The organism is Burkholderia sp. BCC1972, from assembly GCF_905339605.1.
Lineage (GTDB): Bacteria > Pseudomonadota > Gammaproteobacteria > Burkholderiales > Burkholderiaceae > Burkholderia.
Genome location: NZ_CAJPGH010000017.1, coordinates 84,765 through 103,991 on the forward strand (window position 1 = coordinate 84,765; position 19,227 = coordinate 103,991).

Genomic DNA, 19,227 nt, shown 5'->3' on the forward strand with positions numbered 1-19,227 from the left:
ATCAGCAAAATGAGCCAATCGATACCCTATTCGAACTACACGAATCTCGCAGTCAAGCGTGACGCCGGAATCGCCACCGTTTCCATCAATCGTCCCGACTCGCTGAACGCGATCAATGCAGGCCTACATCACGAACTGTCGACGATTTTCCACGATCTCGCCGACGACCCGGATGTGTCGGTCATCGTGCTGACGGGCGAAGGTCGCGCATTCTGCGCCGGCGGCGACTTGCAATGGGTCAATAGTCAGCTCGACGAACACCCCCCATTCTTGACGTCGCTGCGTGAGGGTCGAAAGATCGTCATGGGCATTCTTGATTGTCCGAAGCCGATCATCTGCCGCATCAATGGCGATGCGATCGGCCTGGGCGCAACGATCGCGCTGCTTTCCGACATCATCATCGCCGTCGACACCGCACGCATTGCCGATCCGCATGTCCGGATCGGTCTGGTCGCCGGAGACGGTGGTGTACTGATCTGGCCTCAGCTCGTCGGCTATGCGAAAGCGAAGGAATTCCTACTGACCGGAAACAGTCTTGATGCGACGGAAGCCGCCCGTATCGGTCTCATCAACTACGCGGTACCGGCTGCCGATCTTGACACAACCGTCGAGCGCTTTGCATCGCAACTGGCCCGCGGCGCGCAGTCGGCCATTCGCTATACGAAGATGTGCACCAACATTCCACTGCGTCAGATGGTCGCGTCCGTTCTCGATAATTCGCTCGCATGCGAAGGGTTGTCGATCCTCCAGAACGCGGAACTGAGAGAAGGCGTCTCCGCGTTTCTCGAGGGTCGCAAGCCGCAGTACGTCTCGCGCTAATCCGCGCGCCCCCAATCTTCAATGCATTTGCTCATGTCAGAACAGATCAAATACGCCGTCTCGGATCGCGTCGCCTGCATCACACTGAATCGACCAGAGGCCCGGAATGCGCTGAGTCCCGATGTCACGGCCGGGCTAATCACGCTCGTGCGCGCGGCCGACCATGACCCCGACGTCAAATGCGTGCTGATTCGCGGCGAAGGCGAGCATTTCTCCGGAGGAGGAGACGTGAAGAGTTTCGGTGAGACACTATCGCTAACTCCCGATGAACGTTACGACATGTTCGAACGACGCCTCCTCGTCGGAAATCGCTTGCCCCAGGTACTGCTCGACTGCACCAAGCCGGTCGTTGCGGCGACCCGTGGCGCAGTCGCCGGGGCGGGCCTCGCGATCTGTCTCGCGGCAGATTTCGTGATCTGCGCGAGCAGCAGTTATTTTCTTGCGCCGCATATCTTCCTCGGCATCACGCTGGATTGCGGGTTGAGCAGCCTGCTCGTCGGCGCGATGGGCATCAAGGCGGCGAAACGGCTCGCGCTGCTCGGCGACCGCGTCAGCGCCGGCGAGGCGCTTGATCTCGGTATCGTCAGTCAAGTCATTCCGGATGCGAACCTTGAGGAAGCGGTTCGAAGTCTGACAAGCCGTCTCGCGGCAGGCCCTGCCGTGGCGGCCGCCAATACGAAGCGACTCCTGAATCGCGCCGCGTACCCAGGTGTAGTCGAGCAAATTGCCGAAGAGTCGAAGGCCATCGCACAGTGCGCGGCGACTGCGGATTTCTGTGAAGGCGTGAGGGCGACGCTGGCGAGAACAAAACCGGCGTTTGATTGAGCACGGTTGCATTGGGCGCTGTTACGCGCCCAGTGCAACGTCAAGATGAATCCAAGCGGCTGGTCGCGGTCTGGCACGCATCGAGACGCACCAGACCGCACGCTCATTGCAACTCGAGCGTGCCGGGAGAACCAAGCACTTCACCGAGGTGAACGACGAAACGCGCGACGTCCGCGCCATTGAGCACCCGATGATCGTAGCTTAGCGACACCGGGAGCATCAACCGCCACCCCGTACCGCCGGACTCGCGCACCGGCTTCCACTGCGCCTTCATGACCCCCAGAATCGCAACCTCCGGCGCATTCAGGATCGGTGTGAAGCCTGTTCCGCCGATGTGCCCGAGCGAACTGACGGTCATGCAGCCACCACTCATGTCGGTCAACGGAAGCCCTTTCTCGCGTGCAGCCAGGGACAGGCTCGAGATCTCCTGCGCCAGTTGAACTACGTTCTTCTGGTCGCAATCCCGTATCACCGCCACGACAAGACCCTTCGGCGAATCCACGGCAAACCCGACGTGAAAATACTTCTTGAGCACGAGATTCTGACGACTCGCATCGAGCGACGCGTTGAAGCTCGGAAACGCTCTGAGCCCCGAAGCCACGGCCTTGATGAGAAAGGCAAGCAATGTCACCTTGACGCCCGATTCGTCGCACAGTTTCTTGCGCAACGTCTCGAGCTCCGTGATGTCGACGTCATCGTGATGCGTGACGTGCGGAATCGCGACCCAGTTGCGCGCGAGATATCTCGCGCCCAGCTTCTGAATGCGCGACAGCGGCACAGTCTCGGTCTCCCCGAATGCCGCAAAATCGACATTGGGCCACGCAGGAAGATCCAGTTCGAGTCCTGTACTCATCGTATGCCCCCTGTAGCGTTCAGGCGATTTCCGCCAATACGTCGCCGACCTTGTAGACCTCGCCCACCGTCGAAAGAATTTTCACCTTGCCCGATGCGGGCGAAGCGATCTCCTGAATCGACTTGTCGCTTTCGAGACTGTACAAGGGTTGGCCCTCGCTGACGCTCGCTCCGTCTTCGACCAGCCATTCGGCGAGCGTACCCTCTTCCATCGAGAAACCAATCTTGGGAAACAGAACTTGTGTGGTCACATTGACTCCAGCTTAAGAAAATATGATCAGCCGAGCGTCGATCGCACGGCAGCTTCAATCTGATCCTGACTCGGCACGAACGCGGTCTCCAACGGCTTCGAAAACGGCACCGGACAGAAGTGCGACGCGACGCGACGCACGGGAGCCTTGAGCGTCCCGAACAGTTCCTCCTGAATGCACGCCGCCACTTCCGCACCGACACCGAAATTCTTGACCGCCTCGTGGACAATGACTGCACGCCCGGTCTTCGCCACGGATTTGAGGATCGTCTCTGAGTCCAGCGGCGAAATGGTGCGCAGGTCCACGACTTCGACGCTGATCCCTTCCTTTGCCAGCTTGTCCGCAACCGCCACACTCTCCCCCACCTGGCGGCTGTATGAGATGACGGTCACGTCATTGCCCTGACGAACGACGTTTGCCTTGCCGAGCGGAATTCGCACCCCGCGCTCCGGCGGAGCGCCAGGCGTCCAGTAGCCGACCATGTTCTCGACAAAAATGCATGGATCATCGTCGTCGATGCATGAGAGCAGCAGACCGTATGCATCGGCCGGATTGGACGGCGCGACGACCTTCATTCCGGCCGTATGCGCAAACCACGCTTCCAGAAAATCCGAATGCTGCCCGCCCGTGCTGAACCCGGCACCCGTCATCGTGCGAATCGTGATCGGCACGTGTGTCTGACCGCCCGACATAAAGCGAAGCTTCGCCGCATGGTTCACGATCATGTCCATCGCGACGGTCGTGAAATTCATCAGCATGATTTCGGCAACGGGACGCATACCGGCGAGAGAAGCGCCGATCGCCGCGCCGATAATCGCTTGCTCCGAGATCGGTGTCGAACGTACTCGACTGTCGCCATGCTTCGTCGACAAGCCCTTCGTCACACCGACTACGCCACCTTCTTCGCGGTCCGCGACATCCTCGCCGAACAGGATGACATTCGGATCGTTGGCGAGCGCGTCGTCCAGCGCCAGGTTGATGGCCTGGATCGTATTCATGTTGTCTTTTCCAACGCTCATGCTGGCATCTCCTGGGCATAGACATCGCGTCGCAGTTCCGCGACATCCGGATACGGACTCGACATCGCAAACTCCAGTGCTTCGTCGATTTCCTGATCGATAGCGGACTCCATCAGCGACAATTCTTCGTCGGTCGCATAGCCGTTTTCGATGAGCCACGCGCGGTAGTTCGGCACCGGGTCGCGCGCCATCGCCGCTTCCTTTTCCCCCCTGTCCATATAGCCGTCTGCGTCGCCGAACACGTGACCGTGGAAACGGAAAGTCATCGCCTCGATCAGGGTCGGACCTTCTCCCGCTCGAGCACGGTTCACAGCTTCGGATGCTGCATTCCACATCGCCAACGGATCATTTCCGTCGACATGGAGGCCGGGCATCGAATAACCGCTCGCTCTGTCCGCGATGCGAGCGACCGAAGTCCCCGCTGCATATTTCGTGTGCTCCGCGTATCCGTTGTTTTGACACACGAAGATGACCGGCAGCTTCCAAACAGACGCGAGATTGAGTGCCTCGTGAAACGCACCGATGTTGCTTGCTCCGTCGCCAAAATATGCGACCGTCACACGCTTCTCGCCGCGAATTTGCGCGGCGAGCGCCAGACCATTCGCAATCGGCATGCTGCTGCCGACGATGCCGGTCGTCACCATCACGCCCTTGTCCGGATGCGTGACGTGCATGGGGCCGCCCTTTCCCTTGCATGTGCCCGTCGCCTTGCCGGCGAGTTCGGCCCACAGGAGCTTCGCGGGAACCCCTTTGGCAAGCATGTCGTGTACGCCTCGGTAGATCGTGCAGATGTAATCCTCGTGCGAAAGATGCACCGAAATTGCCGACGGAATCACTTCCTGGCCACGCGGCGAGTAATACGGCATAACCAGCTTGCCTGACTTGATCACGGACCGGAATCGCTCATCGTTCTGCTTGATCAGCGTCATCTTCCGGTACATGTCGACCAACGTTTTCCGGTCAGGTACAACTTGTTGTCGACTCATCATTGACCCCTCAATTGATCCAGCTGAATGACTGGAGATGGTTTTACGCAACGGACATTCCTGAGAAAGAAATACGACAAGGCCGGAATCAGGACGAGGGCACCCACCATGTTCCAGAGGAACATGAAGGTCAGCATGATCCCCATGTCGGCCTGGAACTTGATCGGAGACCACGCCCACGTGACGACCCCCGCAGCCAACGTAACGCCAACCAGACCGACCACCTTTCCGGTAAAGCCAACGGCCTTCTTGTACGCATCCGAAAGACTTTCCCCGTGCCGCTGATGTGCAAGCTGAACACTCAGCAGATAGAGCGCGTAGTCGACGCCAATGCCGACGCCAAGCGCGACAACAGGCAGTGTCGCGACCTTCACGCCGATACCGATCTGAGCCATGATCGCTTCCGCGAGCAACGAGGTGAGTACCAGCGGAAGCACTGCGACCACGACCGCACGCCAGTTGCGGAAAGTCAGCGCACACAGGAGGATGACCGCGCCATAGACATAAACGAGCATCGTCTGATTTGCCTGCTTGACGACGATGTTTGTCGCCGCGTCGACGCCCGAGTTGCCCGCCGCGAGCAGGAACTTGCGATCGTTCGTATCGTGCGCGGCGGCAAAGGCACTCGCGGCCTGCGTCACCCTGTCGAGCGTGGCGGCCTTGTGATCCGACAGATAGGCAATCACCGGCAGCACCGTGCAATCGCCATTGAGATACTCCGAGTTCCACGACACCGCGTTGTTAATTTGCGGATCGATCAATCCCTGGCTCTCGCTGATCGTCATCCATTTCGGATTGCCGTCGAACGAACCCATCGTGTACGACCGAACCGTGTCCCCGAGCGAAGAGGTTTGCTGCACGCCGGGCAGCTGCGCGAGCGTCCAGGCGAGGCGATCGGCTTCCACCAGGTTTTCGTACGTGCCGCATTTTCCATTGGGCGTCTTGACGATGACGGCAAACTCGTCGCTCGAGATTCCGTAGTGCCCGGTGATGAACGCATTGTCGACGTTATATTGCGATTTCGGCCGGAGTTCCGGTGCGCCGGCGTCGAGATCACCCACCTGCAATTTCTGCCCGCCGATATAGCCGACGACGGCGAGAACGATTGCGACCAGCACGGCCGCAATCGCCCAACCTCGCTCGGTAAAGCGGTCGAGAAGACTCCAGATATGGCCGAACCCGCCACCGCTCGCTTCCTGCTGATTTTCCCTGAGCGCACGTTTGGCCGCCCTGTTGCTGACTCCGACGTACGACAGCAGCACCGGCAACAAGATCAGATTCGTGAAAATCAGCACGCCGACGCCAAGGCTGGCTGTCATCGCCAGTCCGCGAATGACCGGAATATCGATCACCGTCAGCACCGCGAAGCCGACTGCGTCCGCGAGCAACGCGGTCATGCCGGCGAAGAACAGGCGCCGGTACGTGTAGCGGGCCGCCACCCACTTGTGGGTGCCCCGGCCGATGTCGAGCATGATGCCGTTCATTTTCTGCGCGCCGTGCGAAACGCCGATGGCGAATACCAGGAACGGCACCAGAATAGAGAATGGATCCAGCCCTCGCCCAAGGAGCACGACAATGCCGAGCTGCCAGATGACCGCGATCAGCGAGCATGCGACGACAAGGATCGTGCTGCGCATGCAACGCGTAAAGAGATAGATCACGCAGGTGACGACAGCCGCCGCGGCCAGAAAGAAGTACATGACCTTGCCGAGTCCGTCGATCAGATCGCCGACCAGCTTTGCGAAGCCGACAATGTGAATACGGACTTGCGGCTTGCCATCCGGCCCGGGGACGCTGTATTTCGCACGGATCTTGTCCAGACTCGCGGACAACGCGTCGTAGTCGATCGGCTTGCCGTCCGAGTCCTTGGCCATGAGCGGCACGACGATCATGCTCGAACGGTAATCGTTGGCGACCAGACTGCCCACCACGCCTGCGCGGGCAATATTGATTCTGAGCTGCTCGATGGATTGCGGAGAACCATTGAACGTATTCGGCAACACCGGCCCGCCGACAAATCCGTCCTCCGTTACCTCGGTCCATCTCACGACCGGCGTGAAAATCGACTTCATCCACGCGCGGTTCACGCCCGGCAGCAAAAAGACTTCATCGTTGATCTTTGCCAGCGTGTCGAGATACGTCGGATCGAAGATATCGCCACGCGGATTCCCGACTGCAATGCGAACCGTGTCGCCCAGGCCCCGCAATTCGCCGCGATTTTCAAGAAAATTCTTGATGTACGGATGCGATCGGGGAAGCATGCTCTCGTAACTTGCGCTGACGGTCAGTCCTCGCAATTGAAATGCGAAAAACGCGGTTACTACGATGCAGCCAAGCACGACCCATATTCTGTTGTTGAATATGAGCCGCTCCAAAATATTTCCCGATTTCTCGTCAAAATCTTTTGGATCTGCGACGACCGCCATCGAGTCGGTGCTGTGCTTTGTCGCCATGGTATTCAAGCCTATCTTGCGGAATTCGATTATTTGGCGGAGTTGCCGCTGGCGTCGCCGAGCAACGACAACGATTCCACCTGCACCCCAACGGGCCCCACCAGCGTGAGCTCGCGCTGGAGTCCTGCGCCGACGCCAAAGTACGGCATCGGATGACGGAACTTCACCGCCTCGAAGGTTTTTCCGCTGTCGCGACTGTAAAGCGCGAAGCCGGCCTGGTTGACGAGTAGCAACCTGGATCCACCGGCGTCCAATGCGACGCCCCCGGTTATCCCGGCTTCGCCCGGCGCGGAAACCCTGTCCCAGCTTTTTCCGCCATCGCTGCTGCGAAAGATGGTGCCGCGCATGCCGAACACGAAAATGTTCGAACCCGCGAGAACAGAGCCGAACAACGTTCCCTTGTACGGTGTCTGCATGGGCACGAGCCGTTGTTTCGCCGAATCGATCAGCCATACTATTCCCTGCTCGCCAGTCAGCAAGGTGCGTGCGCCATCGCTTCGAATCGAATAGAAATGCAATTCGCGCGGATTTTCAGTACGCTCCATCCATGGAGTCCAGGTCTTTCCGCCGTCCTCCGTTCGGAATATCCGATTGAACGTCCCCACCACAAACCCGCTCGTGTCGCTGTCGAAATGGACGTCGAGCAACGCCTGGGTGCTGCCGTCCGTTGCAAGCGCCTTGGCCCGCTCGTATGCGTGCCTGACTTCAGGAGACGGATCGCGCTCGACCATCTTCTGGTAGTAGTCGAGCGTCAGCGCGGAGAAGCGCGCGCCGTCCATCTGCTTGACCCAGGTCGCGCCGGCGTCCGACGTATGCACGACGACACCGCCATGCCCGACCGCCCAGCCCTGCTTCTCGCTGGAAAAGGACAAGGCGACCAGGTCAGTACTGACCGGCACGCTGGCCTGCTTCCACGATTTTCCATCGTCATCTGAATAAACGATGTCTCCGCGTAGCCCGACCGCCACGATTCTCGTACCCGCACGGGCGGCAGCAAGGAGTGGCGAGCGAGCGGCCAGTGCGCTCGTCATCGCCGGTGTCGACACCGGGTTTTCGAAGGCTTGCACGCCGTGCGCGATAAGCGATAACGAAGCAAGAAGAGCCGCGCATGAACGAATGATCAACCGGGATTTATCGCTGCGCACCGCATATGATTGACAATTTGAGACGGACACTGACCACCTCTTTACCTTGATGCTCTACGACAATCGGACTCTGCACGTCGTATGCGACGTCACTGATTTCGATGTGACGGTGAAACGTATCGAAAGCAAATCGATCGCCCGACGGGTACCCTGCCCCCGACATCAACCCGGGGGCAGGTGTTCGCATGACTTACTTGACACCCTCTCCCGCGAGTGCCTCCGGACTGAAGTAGACGTCAGGTTTCGATTTGCCCGGCCAGAATCCGGCTCCGGGCGCCGCCGCCGTACCCTGCATGACGTAGTCCCCGGTCACGAGGTCGATATTGACCACCGAGCCGTCATTCCCGCCGTCCTTTTCCCAGTATGTATAGAACGTGTTATATGCGCCTCGATAGAGTTTTCCGGACGCATCATAGGACTCCTGCACACCAGCGCCGTAACTATCCTCATCGAAGTAGAACGTTCGGCGATGGTAGATGTGCCTGAACTTTGGCTTAAGCGTGGAATCGACGACCCACACCCGATGCAGTTCCCAACGCATGCAGTCCGGGTTCGGGAAGTGTTTCGTCGACGTCAGCTTTTCTTCCGGGCAGGTCTTGTAATCCGTCGCGCCGAAGGTGTTATAGGCCAGGAACTTTTCCGCCTTTCCGACCAGCTTGAAGTCGAAGCGATCCATCGCGCCCAGGAACAGCTTTGCATCGTCGACTGTTCCGACGCCGCCATTGGTCGGCTGCGGCGTGTCATAGGCCAGATCCGGCGCCAGCTTGACACGACGTTGACCCGGAAGGTACTGATATGCGCGCCGCCCAATGCCCAGTTGGTCGATTGCGTCGATCAGCATCAGCTTCTGGCCGTTCGAACGCGCGGGCGCGTAGTCATCCAGGCGAACGCGCCAGTAGATGTCTTTGCCCTCCAGCGAAGTCGCCCGCTTGGGATCGTAAATCGGGAACTCCTCGACCCCGCGCGATGCGCTGGACAGGAAAGCACTGCCGGACGGCGGCACGTGCCACGTGCGGATGTTCTGCTCGACAGACGGAGTACCGTAGAAGAGCAAGTGATTCCACATGACCTCCTTGCCCGTCTTCGGGAGCGGAAACGGTACGCCAGCGTAGCAGCCGTCGAGTCGCAGTTCGTCATCGACCGTCTTGCACGAAGTCGCATTCTTCGACGTGTTGTCGAGCACATACTTCGGATACTCCATGGTCCGGTGCGTCGGATAAACGTCCATCCGGTAATCCGGATATTTCTTGAACATCTCCTTCTGAAGCTCGGTCAGCTTGTCCGCGTAGTTTTTCCAGTTCTGCGCATTGATCGAGAACAGTGGCTTTTCATGGAACGGATCGGGTCGCCGGCCCGGTTGACTCTGGTCCCAATCTTTCGGAGTCTTGATTCCATTACCGTCGTATGCCGGAATGGCTCCATCCTTGTTCGCGCCCTTCTCCGCGCCGAACTGCGTCAGCACCGGACCGCCCAACTGCTTCGCATCCTCCGCGCTGACTGCGGCGAAGGCGGACCCTGCAATCGCCATCGTCAAAAGTGCGGGCAAAACTCTGATCTTGCTGATCATCTCCCAGTCTCCTAATCTTACTTAAAACACCGATTCGAATGTCAACGACACCCAGTTCCGATCCCAATACTTGCCCAATGTCGCATTGCTGTACGATGCGACGCCCGCACTGTCGTTACTGTGGAGGGCCAGGTTGCCGATGTATTTCACGGAAATCTTGTATTTCTTCTGCACGTCGAATGTCAGCCCGGCGCTGTAACTGCCCTGCCCCTGGTTGCTCCCGAACATCACGGGCGAATTCCCCTTCAAACCGACACTCACGAACAAGGGCATGCTCACGTTGACACCGGACCACACTTCGTACCAGATAGGTTCGAATTGGGCCGCAATGCCCACTGCGTTGCGAGTCGGGCAGCCATGATGCGTCGCGACACCGTCGGCCCCGCAGTTTTGCGACAATCCGTAATAGAGGTTGAACGGATCGTGCGTAATCGACTTCAGCCCTGCATAGTTGACTTCCGCGGTGAATGTAGCCGAGTCAAACAGCGGCGTCTTGCCAACGTAGCTGATCATGTTTGCTACCGCCGTGACTACGTCGCCTCGCGGTATCCAGTCTGCACTACTGATGTTTTGAGCGATGACGTTTGAAAACGGCGCTACGCTCAATTCAGCATTCGTTCGGTAGGTCAGATCCATACCGAACGAAATCCCCGAAACCTGCTTCGAAAGGCTGAACGCGTACATTCTTTCTCGCGGAGCCCGATAGTCGAGGTCCACATTCAGCGCACCGCCGGACATGCCCCCCAGAACCATCTGCGGGAAAGTCGTCGTGTACTGGCGGAAATAAAATCCCGCCGTGCCGTCGAGCCAGGACGGGTGCCATTTCACGGCCAGCCCGAAGTCGCCTACCTGGTGGTGCGGCTTCTGCGCGCCGGTGAAGTTCGCCGGAACACCGAGAAACGGAACGACGGTTCCCCCGCCGAGCGAAAAGAAGTCGGCCGGTCCGAAATACGTCCCGCCGTCGGGCAACGGGGACGGGGACCAATCGAAAAAGTACTGTCCGGCGACCGTAACTTCAGGTGTGACCGCCGCCGAAAACGAAAACTGCGGACGCGGCAGAAAGAGTTCCTGGGCCTGGGCGCTCGGATCCGTCAACGCCTTCCGGAGATCGACCGGCCCCTGGTTGTAGGCCACACCGCAGACGAAGCAGAAAATCGACTCGCCCCAGTAGATTTCGTGCTGCCCGAGCTTCACATTGACCGGGACGTCACCGATATTGAATTTCGTGAACGCGAACGCATCGAGCAGCCGCCCGGACGGGCCTCGATTCCAGCGCGTAATGTAGTCGGTGTACTTGCCCGTGGGGAATGCATTGAGCCCCTGCGCAAGGAAAAGCGAGTCACCCTTTGGTGAACCCGTGTAAGCTGCGTCATACCAACCCGAGCCGCTCAGGCGGATACCCGTGTCATTCTTGTAGATGACGTTCAACTCGGATACGAGGTCCAGGCGATTCTGGACAAGGTCGCCAGCCTTTCCGAACTTCCGGTCAGACTGATGCGCCGATACGTCACCGGCTCCTTTCCCGTTGCCGCAGATATCCGGATCGCAATCCTCGGCGCGGATGCCCAACGAATAACGTATCGTGTTGGTCCATTCCACAGACAGATTCGGAATTCCGGTCTCGAACTGGTATGCATTGCTGACGCCCGGCAACGCGCAGATCGAACCCACGCCGAGCACCTGCATTGCACGCCATGTCTTGCGGAATCCCCCCCTCTTCGCCATCGCCATCGCCATCGCCATCAACGTCTCCTTGAGTCCGGCCGTCGCTCTGCGTCGCTGTGACAGCAAGCGATCCAGCCTTTGTTTTAAGTTAACAGCCCAACACACACCTCCATGAAACGTATGCTGGCATACGGTACTCATGCAGTCAATAGGGCTTACCTTAGGAACGCAAGTTCGTCGTTATTCGCGAGCAGCGCCGACATTCGTGTCGCAACGGAGCGATACGCACGCCCATCCGATCGGCCTACCGTCCGAAGCGAAGGAGTGTCGGCCCGATTGCGCTGGCGCTGACCTCCCATTGCGCATGGTTCCCACGGCATACATCGATCAGCGCGTCTGCCATGGGCGTCTTCCGGAGAACTCCGGGGTGACACCAATACAGGCGCCCATAATCGTATAGTAGAGTACTTTATGCAACCGCCTTAATTTCGACCCGGATTCAGGTTGATTCGGCTGTCGTCGCCCCCACTCGGAATGCGATGGCGCGCGTGACGCGGAGACGGTTCCTCCTCTCGTTTCCTCGCCGGACCATCGACCAGAGCCGCGTACAAAGTGCCAGATCGCCGGAGCCGGGCCACAAGGTTTTGTGTCGTTCCCGATGAGTCGCCTGATCGAACATTTCACCGAGCGCTAAAGGAAAGTCATGACCAGTTTGATTGCCGAAATTGAAGCCGCATATGAACGAGACCAGCGCGGACAGTCGGAAGCGGTGACCGCAGACAACCTGCCCCAGTCCTTCGAGTCGATCTCTGATCGATGGCTCACCGACGTTCTTTGTCGCCACGTGCCCGGCGCTCAGGTCGTCGGACATACACTGGGCCCCGTCGATACGGGATCATCCAATCGGCGTCGAATCGAAATCCGTTACAACGAAGCCGGAGACCACGCACAGCTTCCGCGCATGCTCTTTTGCAAAGCGAGTCATGAGCTCGCCAACCGCATCGTCCTGGGGGTATCGGGTGCGGCTTTCACGGAGGCACATTTCTATAACCAGATACGCCCCAGGCTCGACATCGAAGCGCCACAAAGCTTCTATGCGCGTTACGATCCAGAATCGTTCAATTCGATGGTCATGCTGGCCGACCTGAGCAGCTCGGTCTCGGAGTTTTGCAACCACAAGACTGTCGTAACGCTTGAACGCGCTCGAAGCCAGATGCGGCTGCTCGGTCGACTGCACGGCACCACGCATTCCCATCCGATCATCCAGGCCGAACTGGAAAAACTGTCGACTTGGCCCGAGTTCTTCCGCAACACCGAAGCCTTCGGCTTACGCGCCGGTTCCACTCAGGGTTTTCTGGCAGCGGAGCAGGTTATTCCTTCCCGATTATTTTCCCGTCGTGACGAAATCTGGCACGCAACCTTGCGAAGCATGGAACTGCATGAGAACGGCACCCAATGCCTGTCGCATGGGGATGTGCATCTTAAAAACTGGTATGTCGCGGGCAATGGTGAAATGGGCCTGAGTGACTGGCAATGCGCGACAAGGGGACACTGGTCACGTGACCTCGCCTATACGATCTCGAGCGCACTGACTGTCAAGCGTCGTCGCACGTGGGAGCGCGACCTCATCCAGTACTACATTGAGGAATTCCGCGCCGCCGGCGGCCCCGCCATATCGTTCGATGAAGCATGGAATGCTTACAGGCAGCAACTCGTCACTGCGCTGACGTGGTGGACCGTCACACTGACGCCGCCATCCGCCCTGCCGGACATGCAGCCCAAGGACCTCACTCTCGAATTCATCCGTCGTATTTCTACGGCAATGGACGATGTCGACTCGCTCGACGCGTGATCTTCGCCCCCCCCCGGATCAGGGTCGTCTCGCCAAAGCGCGAAATTGCGGCTTGCGTTGATATCGAGAACGATAAAGCGAGGCCGCTCACCATCCCACGTGTGGCGAAGTCGGCTATCGCGATCGCAGAACACGGGATGTCACGCGTCCGAAGCAGGGCGATGATCTTGACATGAACTTGGCGACATCCGCATACTTTATATGCAACCATACAATATGGTTCAAAACCAAACCTGACGCGGCCACCGCACATTGGCACCGAACCGATGAGCGCGGTGACGTTTCAGAGCCCGATTCCCAGTTTCGTCGCGCCTGCAGACCGATATGACTAAAGAAGCCTATCCGACCCAGAATCTGGAGCAGATGCTCTGGGTAGCCGACTATCCGTTACACGGAGCTCGCAAGTTTCCGGACCGCCGGGCGATCATCGGTGACAACGATACGGTCACGTATGCCGAACTCGAGCGCAAGAGCGAGAGGTTTGTCGACTTCCTGCATGAGCGCGGGATTGCGCCGGGAAGCCGCATTGCCTATCTGGGCAAGAACAGCGAATTGTTTTTTCCTGTTTTCTTCGGCTGTCTGCGCAGCGGCGTGATTCTCGTCCCGATCAACTGGCGCTGTGCCCCCGGAGAAATCGCGTTCATTCTTCGGGACTCAGGCAGCCAGTTGGCAATCTACGACGCCGAGTTCGCGGAAAAAATCGCCCAAGCGCTGCCGGAGATTCCCGACCCGCCCCGACTCCTGATCACGACGTCGGAAGATGGCGAATCGTTGCGCCGGATACTGCTGAATCCTGCGACCTCGTCGAGAGGCGAGTCACGCGAGAGAACTGCGGACGCATGCGCACTGCTGATGTATACGAGCGGCACCACCGGCAACCCGAAGGGCGTCATGCTCTCGCACAAAGCGCTTTCCATCGCGCGTCACGTCGAGGTGGGCTCGCCCGATTGGGCAGACTGGGACGACGACGACATCATCCTTTCGGCGATGCCAAATTTTCACGTGGGCGGATTGTCATGGATGTTGATCGGATTGATGCGCTCGCTCACCTGCGTGCTGACCGCGGACGCGTCCCCGGCCACCCTGCTGCGACTGATGCGCCGGCACGCCGTCACACGGACATTCATGGTTCCCACTGTCGTGCGCATGATCCTCGAGCAAGTCAGCGCGGATGCGTCACCGCCCCCGCCAATCAGAACCATTTACTACGGCGCGTCTACGATGGACGTAGCGCTGCTTTCGCAATGCATCGAGACGCTCGGCTGCGGCTTCGCGCAATACTTCGGGATGACGGAAAATTGCGGGACGGTCACCTTCCTGCCACCACGCGATCACGACGTTCACCGGCCCGAAAAACTTCGATCCGTCGGCAAGGCGCTACCAGGAATGACGATCGAGATTCGCGACGCGACCGGCAGGCCTCTGCCCCCCCACACGCCAGGCGAAATCTGGATTCAGTCGCCCACCCTGACAAGTGGGTACTGGAACAGGCCCGAGGCCACTGGAGCAGTGCTTGTCGACGACTGGTATCGATCCGGGGATGGCGGCTACCTCGACGAAGAAGGCTATTTGTATCTGACCGACCGCATCAAGGATATGATCATTTCCGGTGGCGAAAATGTCTACCCGGCGGAAGTCGAACAGGCGCTGCGCCTGCATCCGGCAGTCAACGATGTTGCGGTCGTTGGCATTCCCGATCCGACCTGGGGAGAAATCGTAGCCGCCGTGGTTGAATGGCACGTGGACCAGTCTACGAGTCTTGCTGAACTGAGGGCCTTCGCGAGCAAGTACATTGCGTCTTACAAACTCCCCAAGGTGCTCGAAAGCGTGTCGCACCTGCCGCGCACCGCCACCGGAAAAATTCAGCGTGTAAAAGTTCGCGAATGCGTAACAGATGGCTTTGCCGACAAGAATAGCGAAAAATGAGCGTCTCCGGGCGACACCGCAAGCGCACGTGGAACATGACCGATCGATAATGTATAGTAGAATACGATATCTGTTACCTCGGTAGCCGGTCCGTGATATGTCGGCGTTTGGCGTGCGCGCCAGACACCGGCGACACCGCAAGGCCGGAATGACATATGAAGAGCACTGTGGCCCGGAAAAAAACCGCCTCATCCAACTTGACCGTCGTGGGCAACCCGAACGCAAAGGCCTCGGCAAAAAACCTCGACGAGGAAAACTGGGATCAGCGTCTCGGCTTCCTGATGCACGATGTATCGCGCTTGCGACGCATCGTTTTCGACGAGTTCATGCGACCGCTCGGCGTGACCCGATCACAATGGTGGGTGCTTGCGTACCTTTCGCGTCACGACGGCATGATCCAGAGTGATCTGGCGAACGTGCTCGAGCTCGGCAAGGCCGCGCTTGGCGGGCTGATCGACCGGCTCGAAGCGTCAGGCTCCATCGAGCGACGCCCGGACGGGACGGACAGGCGCGTCAAACGTGTCTATCTGACTCCCGCAGGCGCCCATATCGTGAAGCAAATGCGTCTCAAGAATCACGAGATGAATGAACGCATTCTTGCGGGTCTCGACTACGAGCAACGACAGAATCTCGCCGACATGCTGATGCACGTCAAAAAGAATCTCGCCACGCTCAAGCGCGAGAGTGAAACCGGCGACTTCGAGGATCACGGCGGCATGGACGATTGATTTCTCCATAGATAGGCATGACGTCGGCTCGCACACACCCATGAGCCATGTTGCCGGCGCGAGAAACGATGCTCATCTTGGCGCAATTCCGTCTGCCCTCTCCTCTAAGCCACCTCCCCTGATCGCCAGCGTCTTGCCGACAACGCTGGCACTTCCAACCTGACCACCCCGTATGTGACCGGTTTCCGCGATCACGTATCCCCGGTCACCTAAACCAGCCAATCAAGCGATTCAACCTGCGCCTCCGCTCACGCGGGGATATCGCGCGCTCCATCGCGCCTTTTCTCCGACGGCAAAGGGGCCTGCCCGCCGCTCATCCTCCGCGAGTCACGACATGCAATGCGTGTTGCTTCCATCTCGCCCTGCAGTGCGTCTTGACTGATTTTATCAACGTCATGTATCGTATCCATGCATACCTTATCTTGTCATACTTCATCAAGGCAACGTCAATGACATCCACCTCGACGTATGGAATTACCGGATTCGGCGGCTACATTCCGAGACTCCGGATGGAGCGCTCGGCCATTGCCGCGGCACATATCTGGATGGCGCCGTCACTGCGGTCACTGGGCAAAGGTCAGCGGGCATTCTGCAGCTGGGACGAAGACAGCGTAACGATGGCGGTAGAAGCGGCACGCGACGTGTTGGCAGGATGCCCCGCTCAGAAGCTTTCGGCGCTCTACCTGAGTTCGAGCACGATGCCTTTCGCCGATCTGCAGAACAGTGCGATCGTAGCCGGCGCGTTGAACCTCGGGCCTGACCTGCGTACGCTCGATGCCGGCAGCTCGCAGCGGTCAGGCACGTCGGCATTGCTGAACGCGCTTCGAGCGGCCGAGGGCGATGCGTTGCTCATCGCCAGTGAACGTCCGAAGGGCAAGCCGGCCAGCACGCAGGAAATCAATTACGGCGCCGGCGCGGCGGCCTTCACGCTTGGCAACGAAAATGTCATCGCCACGCTGCTGGGCTCCGCGACCAGGACAACCTTGTTCGTCGATCATTTCCGCGCAAACGGCGCAGAATACGATTACGTCTGGGAGGAACGCTGGATTCGGGACGAAGGCTACATGAAGCTGGTTCCGGAGACGGCCAGGGCCGCGTTGGCGCAAGCGAACGTCACGCCGGGTGACGTCAAACATCTCGTGATGCCGTCGCCGTACAAGGGCATTGCCGGCGCGGTAGCAAAAAAACTCCAGATTCCGGCAGAAGCCGAGGCAACCGGTCTCGACGAGAATTGCGGGTTTACCGGTGCCGCTCACGGCCTGCTGATGCTCGCTCACGTGCTTGAAAAGGCTGCCCCCGGCGACATCGTATTGCTGATCGGGTTCGGTCAGGGGTGCGATGCAATCGTGCTGCGTGTCAACGATGCCATTCGCGCGTTCCGTCCGCGCCGCGGCGTTGACGGTGCTCTCGCCGATGCCCAGAACCACGATGCCTATCTGCGCTTGCTCTCCTACGAAGGCGGTATCGCCCCGGAATGGGGCATGCGCGCCGAGAAAAACGTCAAGACTGCTCTGACCGAGCAATACCGTTCAAGCGACCAGCTTTCGCATTTTGTTGCCGGCAAATGCCGTAGTTGCAACGCGGTCCAGTTCCCGCAACTGCCCTATTGCGTCACCCCCGGCTGCAACGCGCCGCAACACAACTTCGATCCGATCTCGCTCGTCGACGAACCGGCACGCGTACTCACTCACACCGCCGACTGGCTGTCCTACCATCCCGCGCCGCCCCTCTATGTCGGCTTCGTGCAATTCGAGAACGGAGCCCGACTCCTGATGGAAGTAGTCGATGTCGGCAAGCATGGCCTCGATGTCGGCACGCCGCTCCGCATGGTGTTCCGCATCAAGGAAATGGACAAAACCCGAGGCTATCCGCGCTATTTCTGGAAAGCAACGCCGGTGCAGGCATAACAGAGGACAGATCATGGCAACAGGCATCAAGGACAAGGTTGCAATCATCGGCATGGGCTGCTCACGTTTCGGTGAGCGCTGGGATACGGGCACGTCGGCGCTGCTGGCCGAAGCATTCGAGGAAGCCCTGACCGATGCCGGCATCGAACGCAAGCAGATCGACGCCGCATGGTTCGGCTCGTGCATGGACGCGGTCAATATCGGCAACTCGGCCATTCCCGCATCGATGGCGCTACGTCTCGACGGAATACCGTTCAGCCGCGTCGAGAACATGTGCGCAACCGGCACGGAAGCGCTGCGGGGCGCCGTCTATGCGGTGGCGTCCGGCGCCGCCGACATCGCGCTTGCGGTCGGCGCAGAGAAGCTCAAGGACACGGGTTACGGCGGACTGCCACCGCCGTTCAAGGGTACGTTCAACGACATGTGGATGCCGCTCGGCTCCGCGCCGGCAGGCTTCGCACAACTCGCGGCCGGTTATCGAACGCGCCATGGCATTTCGAAGGAAGATCTCAAGCGCGCGATCGCGCACGTCTCCTGGAAGAGCCATGAGAACGGCGTACTGAGTCCGAAAGCGCACATCCGCAAAAAAGTCACGATCGATCAAATCCTGAACGCGCCGATGATTGCCGATCCTCTCGGGCTGTTCGACTGCTGCGGCGTCAGCGATGGCGCAGCCGCCGCGATCGTCACCACGCCCGAGATCGCCCGCTCCCTGGGTCGCAAGGATATGGTGACCGTCAAGGCCATTCAGCTCGCGATCGGTTCGGGCGTCGAGACGGCAACGTCGCAGTGGGACGGCAGCTACGTACGTACGACGCGAGAAGCCGCGAAGCGCGCGTACGCCGAAGCCGGCATTACCGATCCGCGCACGCAGCTCGGATTGATGGAAGTGCACGACTGCTTTTCGATCACCGAGCTCGTCACGATGGAGGATCTCTTCGTGTCCGGCGAAGGGCGCTCGGTGCATGATGTTCTCGACGGCTTCTTCGATCGAACCGGCGGCGGCGTGCCATGCCAGGTCGACGGCGGCCTCAAGTGCTTCGGCCATCCGATCGGCGCATCGGGCCTTCGAATGGCATACGAGGTGTACAACCAGTTGCAGGGTCGCGCAGGCGAACGCCAATTGGCCAGCCCAAGTGTCGGCCTCACCCACAATCTCGGGGGCGTTCCTTACCTGGGCATCGCGGCGATCTCGATTCTGGGATTGCATAGCTGACACCCGTCCCGGCCTG

Annotated in this window: 15 protein-coding genes; 7 read left to right on the forward strand and 8 right to left on the reverse strand. The window is 59.3% G+C overall.

The window, feature by feature from the left end:
• Window positions 1-9 precede the first annotated feature (9 nt).
• Both U5798_RS23320 and U5798_RS23325 read left to right on the forward strand, forming a co-directional pair.
• The gene (locus tag U5798_RS23320; RefSeq protein WP_322083321.1) at window positions 10-819 is read left to right on the forward strand and encodes an enoyl-CoA hydratase/isomerase family protein; all 810 of its coding nucleotides are present in this window, start codon (window positions 10-12) and stop codon (window positions 817-819) included.
• A 33-nt stretch (window positions 820-852) separates the two neighbouring features.
• Window positions 853-1,644: an enoyl-CoA hydratase/isomerase family protein gene (locus U5798_RS23325; protein WP_322083322.1), complete on the forward strand. Its 792-nt coding sequence runs from the start codon at window positions 853-855 to the stop codon at window positions 1,642-1,644.
• 103 nt (window positions 1,645-1,747) lie between these two features.
• Here the strand turns inward: U5798_RS23325 and U5798_RS23330 are convergent, their stop codons facing one another.
• From U5798_RS23330 to U5798_RS23365, 8 genes are all read right to left on the reverse strand, one after another.
• Entirely contained in the window at window positions 1,748-2,497 is a 750-nt protein-coding gene (locus U5798_RS23330) for a 2-oxo acid dehydrogenase subunit E2 (protein ID WP_322083323.1), read from the reverse strand.
• 19 nt (window positions 2,498-2,516) lie between these two features.
• Window positions 2,517-2,747 carry a lipoyl domain-containing protein gene (locus U5798_RS23335; protein WP_322083324.1) on the reverse strand — a complete coding sequence of 77 codons (231 nt, stop codon included), beginning with the start codon at window positions 2,745-2,747 and terminating at the stop codon, window positions 2,517-2,519.
• Between the two features lie 26 nt (window positions 2,748-2,773).
• Window positions 2,774-3,766, reverse strand: coding sequence for an alpha-ketoacid dehydrogenase subunit beta (locus U5798_RS23340; protein WP_322083325.1), 993 nt, complete (start codon window positions 3,764-3,766; stop codon window positions 2,774-2,776).
• Window positions 3,763-4,695: a thiamine pyrophosphate-dependent dehydrogenase E1 component subunit alpha gene (locus tag U5798_RS23345; RefSeq protein WP_322083326.1), complete on the reverse strand. Its 933-nt coding sequence runs from the start codon at window positions 4,693-4,695 to the stop codon at window positions 3,763-3,765. Before U5798_RS23345 ends, U5798_RS23340 begins: the two co-directional genes overlap by 4 nt.
• Before the next feature lie 56 nt (window positions 4,696-4,751).
• Complete coding sequence (locus U5798_RS23350; protein WP_322083327.1) at window positions 4,752-7,205, reverse strand: efflux RND transporter permease subunit; 2,454 nt, start codon at window positions 7,203-7,205, stop codon at window positions 4,752-4,754.
• Window positions 7,206-7,234: 29 nt separating this feature from the next.
• Window positions 7,235-8,329 carry a WD40/YVTN/BNR-like repeat-containing protein gene (locus U5798_RS23355; protein ID WP_322083328.1) on the reverse strand — a complete coding sequence of 365 codons (1,095 nt, stop codon included), beginning with the start codon at window positions 8,327-8,329 and terminating at the stop codon, window positions 7,235-7,237.
• A gap of 211 nt (window positions 8,330-8,540) precedes the next feature.
• A complete protein-coding gene (locus tag U5798_RS23360; RefSeq protein ID WP_322083329.1) occupies window positions 8,541-9,917 on the reverse strand; it encodes a DUF1329 domain-containing protein in 1,377 nt (458 codons plus the stop codon).
• 21 nt (window positions 9,918-9,938) lie between these two features.
• The gene (locus U5798_RS23365; protein WP_322083330.1) at window positions 9,939-11,660 is read right to left on the reverse strand and encodes a DUF1302 domain-containing protein; all 1,722 of its coding nucleotides are present in this window, start codon (window positions 11,658-11,660) and stop codon (window positions 9,939-9,941) included.
• Window positions 11,661-12,285: 625 nt separating this feature from the next.
• Here U5798_RS23365 and U5798_RS23370 point away from each other — a divergent pair.
• From U5798_RS23370 to U5798_RS23390, 5 genes are all read left to right on the forward strand, one after another.
• Entirely contained in the window at window positions 12,286-13,434 is a 1,149-nt protein-coding gene (locus tag U5798_RS23370) for a phosphotransferase (RefSeq protein ID WP_322083331.1), read from the forward strand.
• 324 nt (window positions 13,435-13,758) lie between these two features.
• On the forward strand, window positions 13,759-15,360 hold the full coding sequence (locus U5798_RS23375) for a long-chain-fatty-acid--CoA ligase (protein ID WP_322083332.1): 1,602 nt from the start codon (window positions 13,759-13,761) through the stop codon (window positions 15,358-15,360).
• 155 nt (window positions 15,361-15,515) lie between these two features.
• A complete protein-coding gene (locus U5798_RS23380) occupies window positions 15,516-16,088 on the forward strand; it encodes a MarR family transcriptional regulator (protein ID WP_322083333.1) in 573 nt (190 codons plus the stop codon).
• Between the two features lie 449 nt (window positions 16,089-16,537).
• Window positions 16,538-17,995, forward strand: coding sequence for a hydroxymethylglutaryl-CoA synthase family protein (locus tag U5798_RS23385; RefSeq protein ID WP_322083334.1), 1,458 nt, complete (start codon window positions 16,538-16,540; stop codon window positions 17,993-17,995).
• A 13-nt stretch (window positions 17,996-18,008) separates the two neighbouring features.
• On the forward strand, window positions 18,009-19,211 hold the full coding sequence (locus U5798_RS23390) for an acetyl-CoA acetyltransferase (RefSeq protein ID WP_322083335.1): 1,203 nt from the start codon (window positions 18,009-18,011) through the stop codon (window positions 19,209-19,211).
• Window positions 19,212-19,227 lie beyond the last annotated feature (16 nt).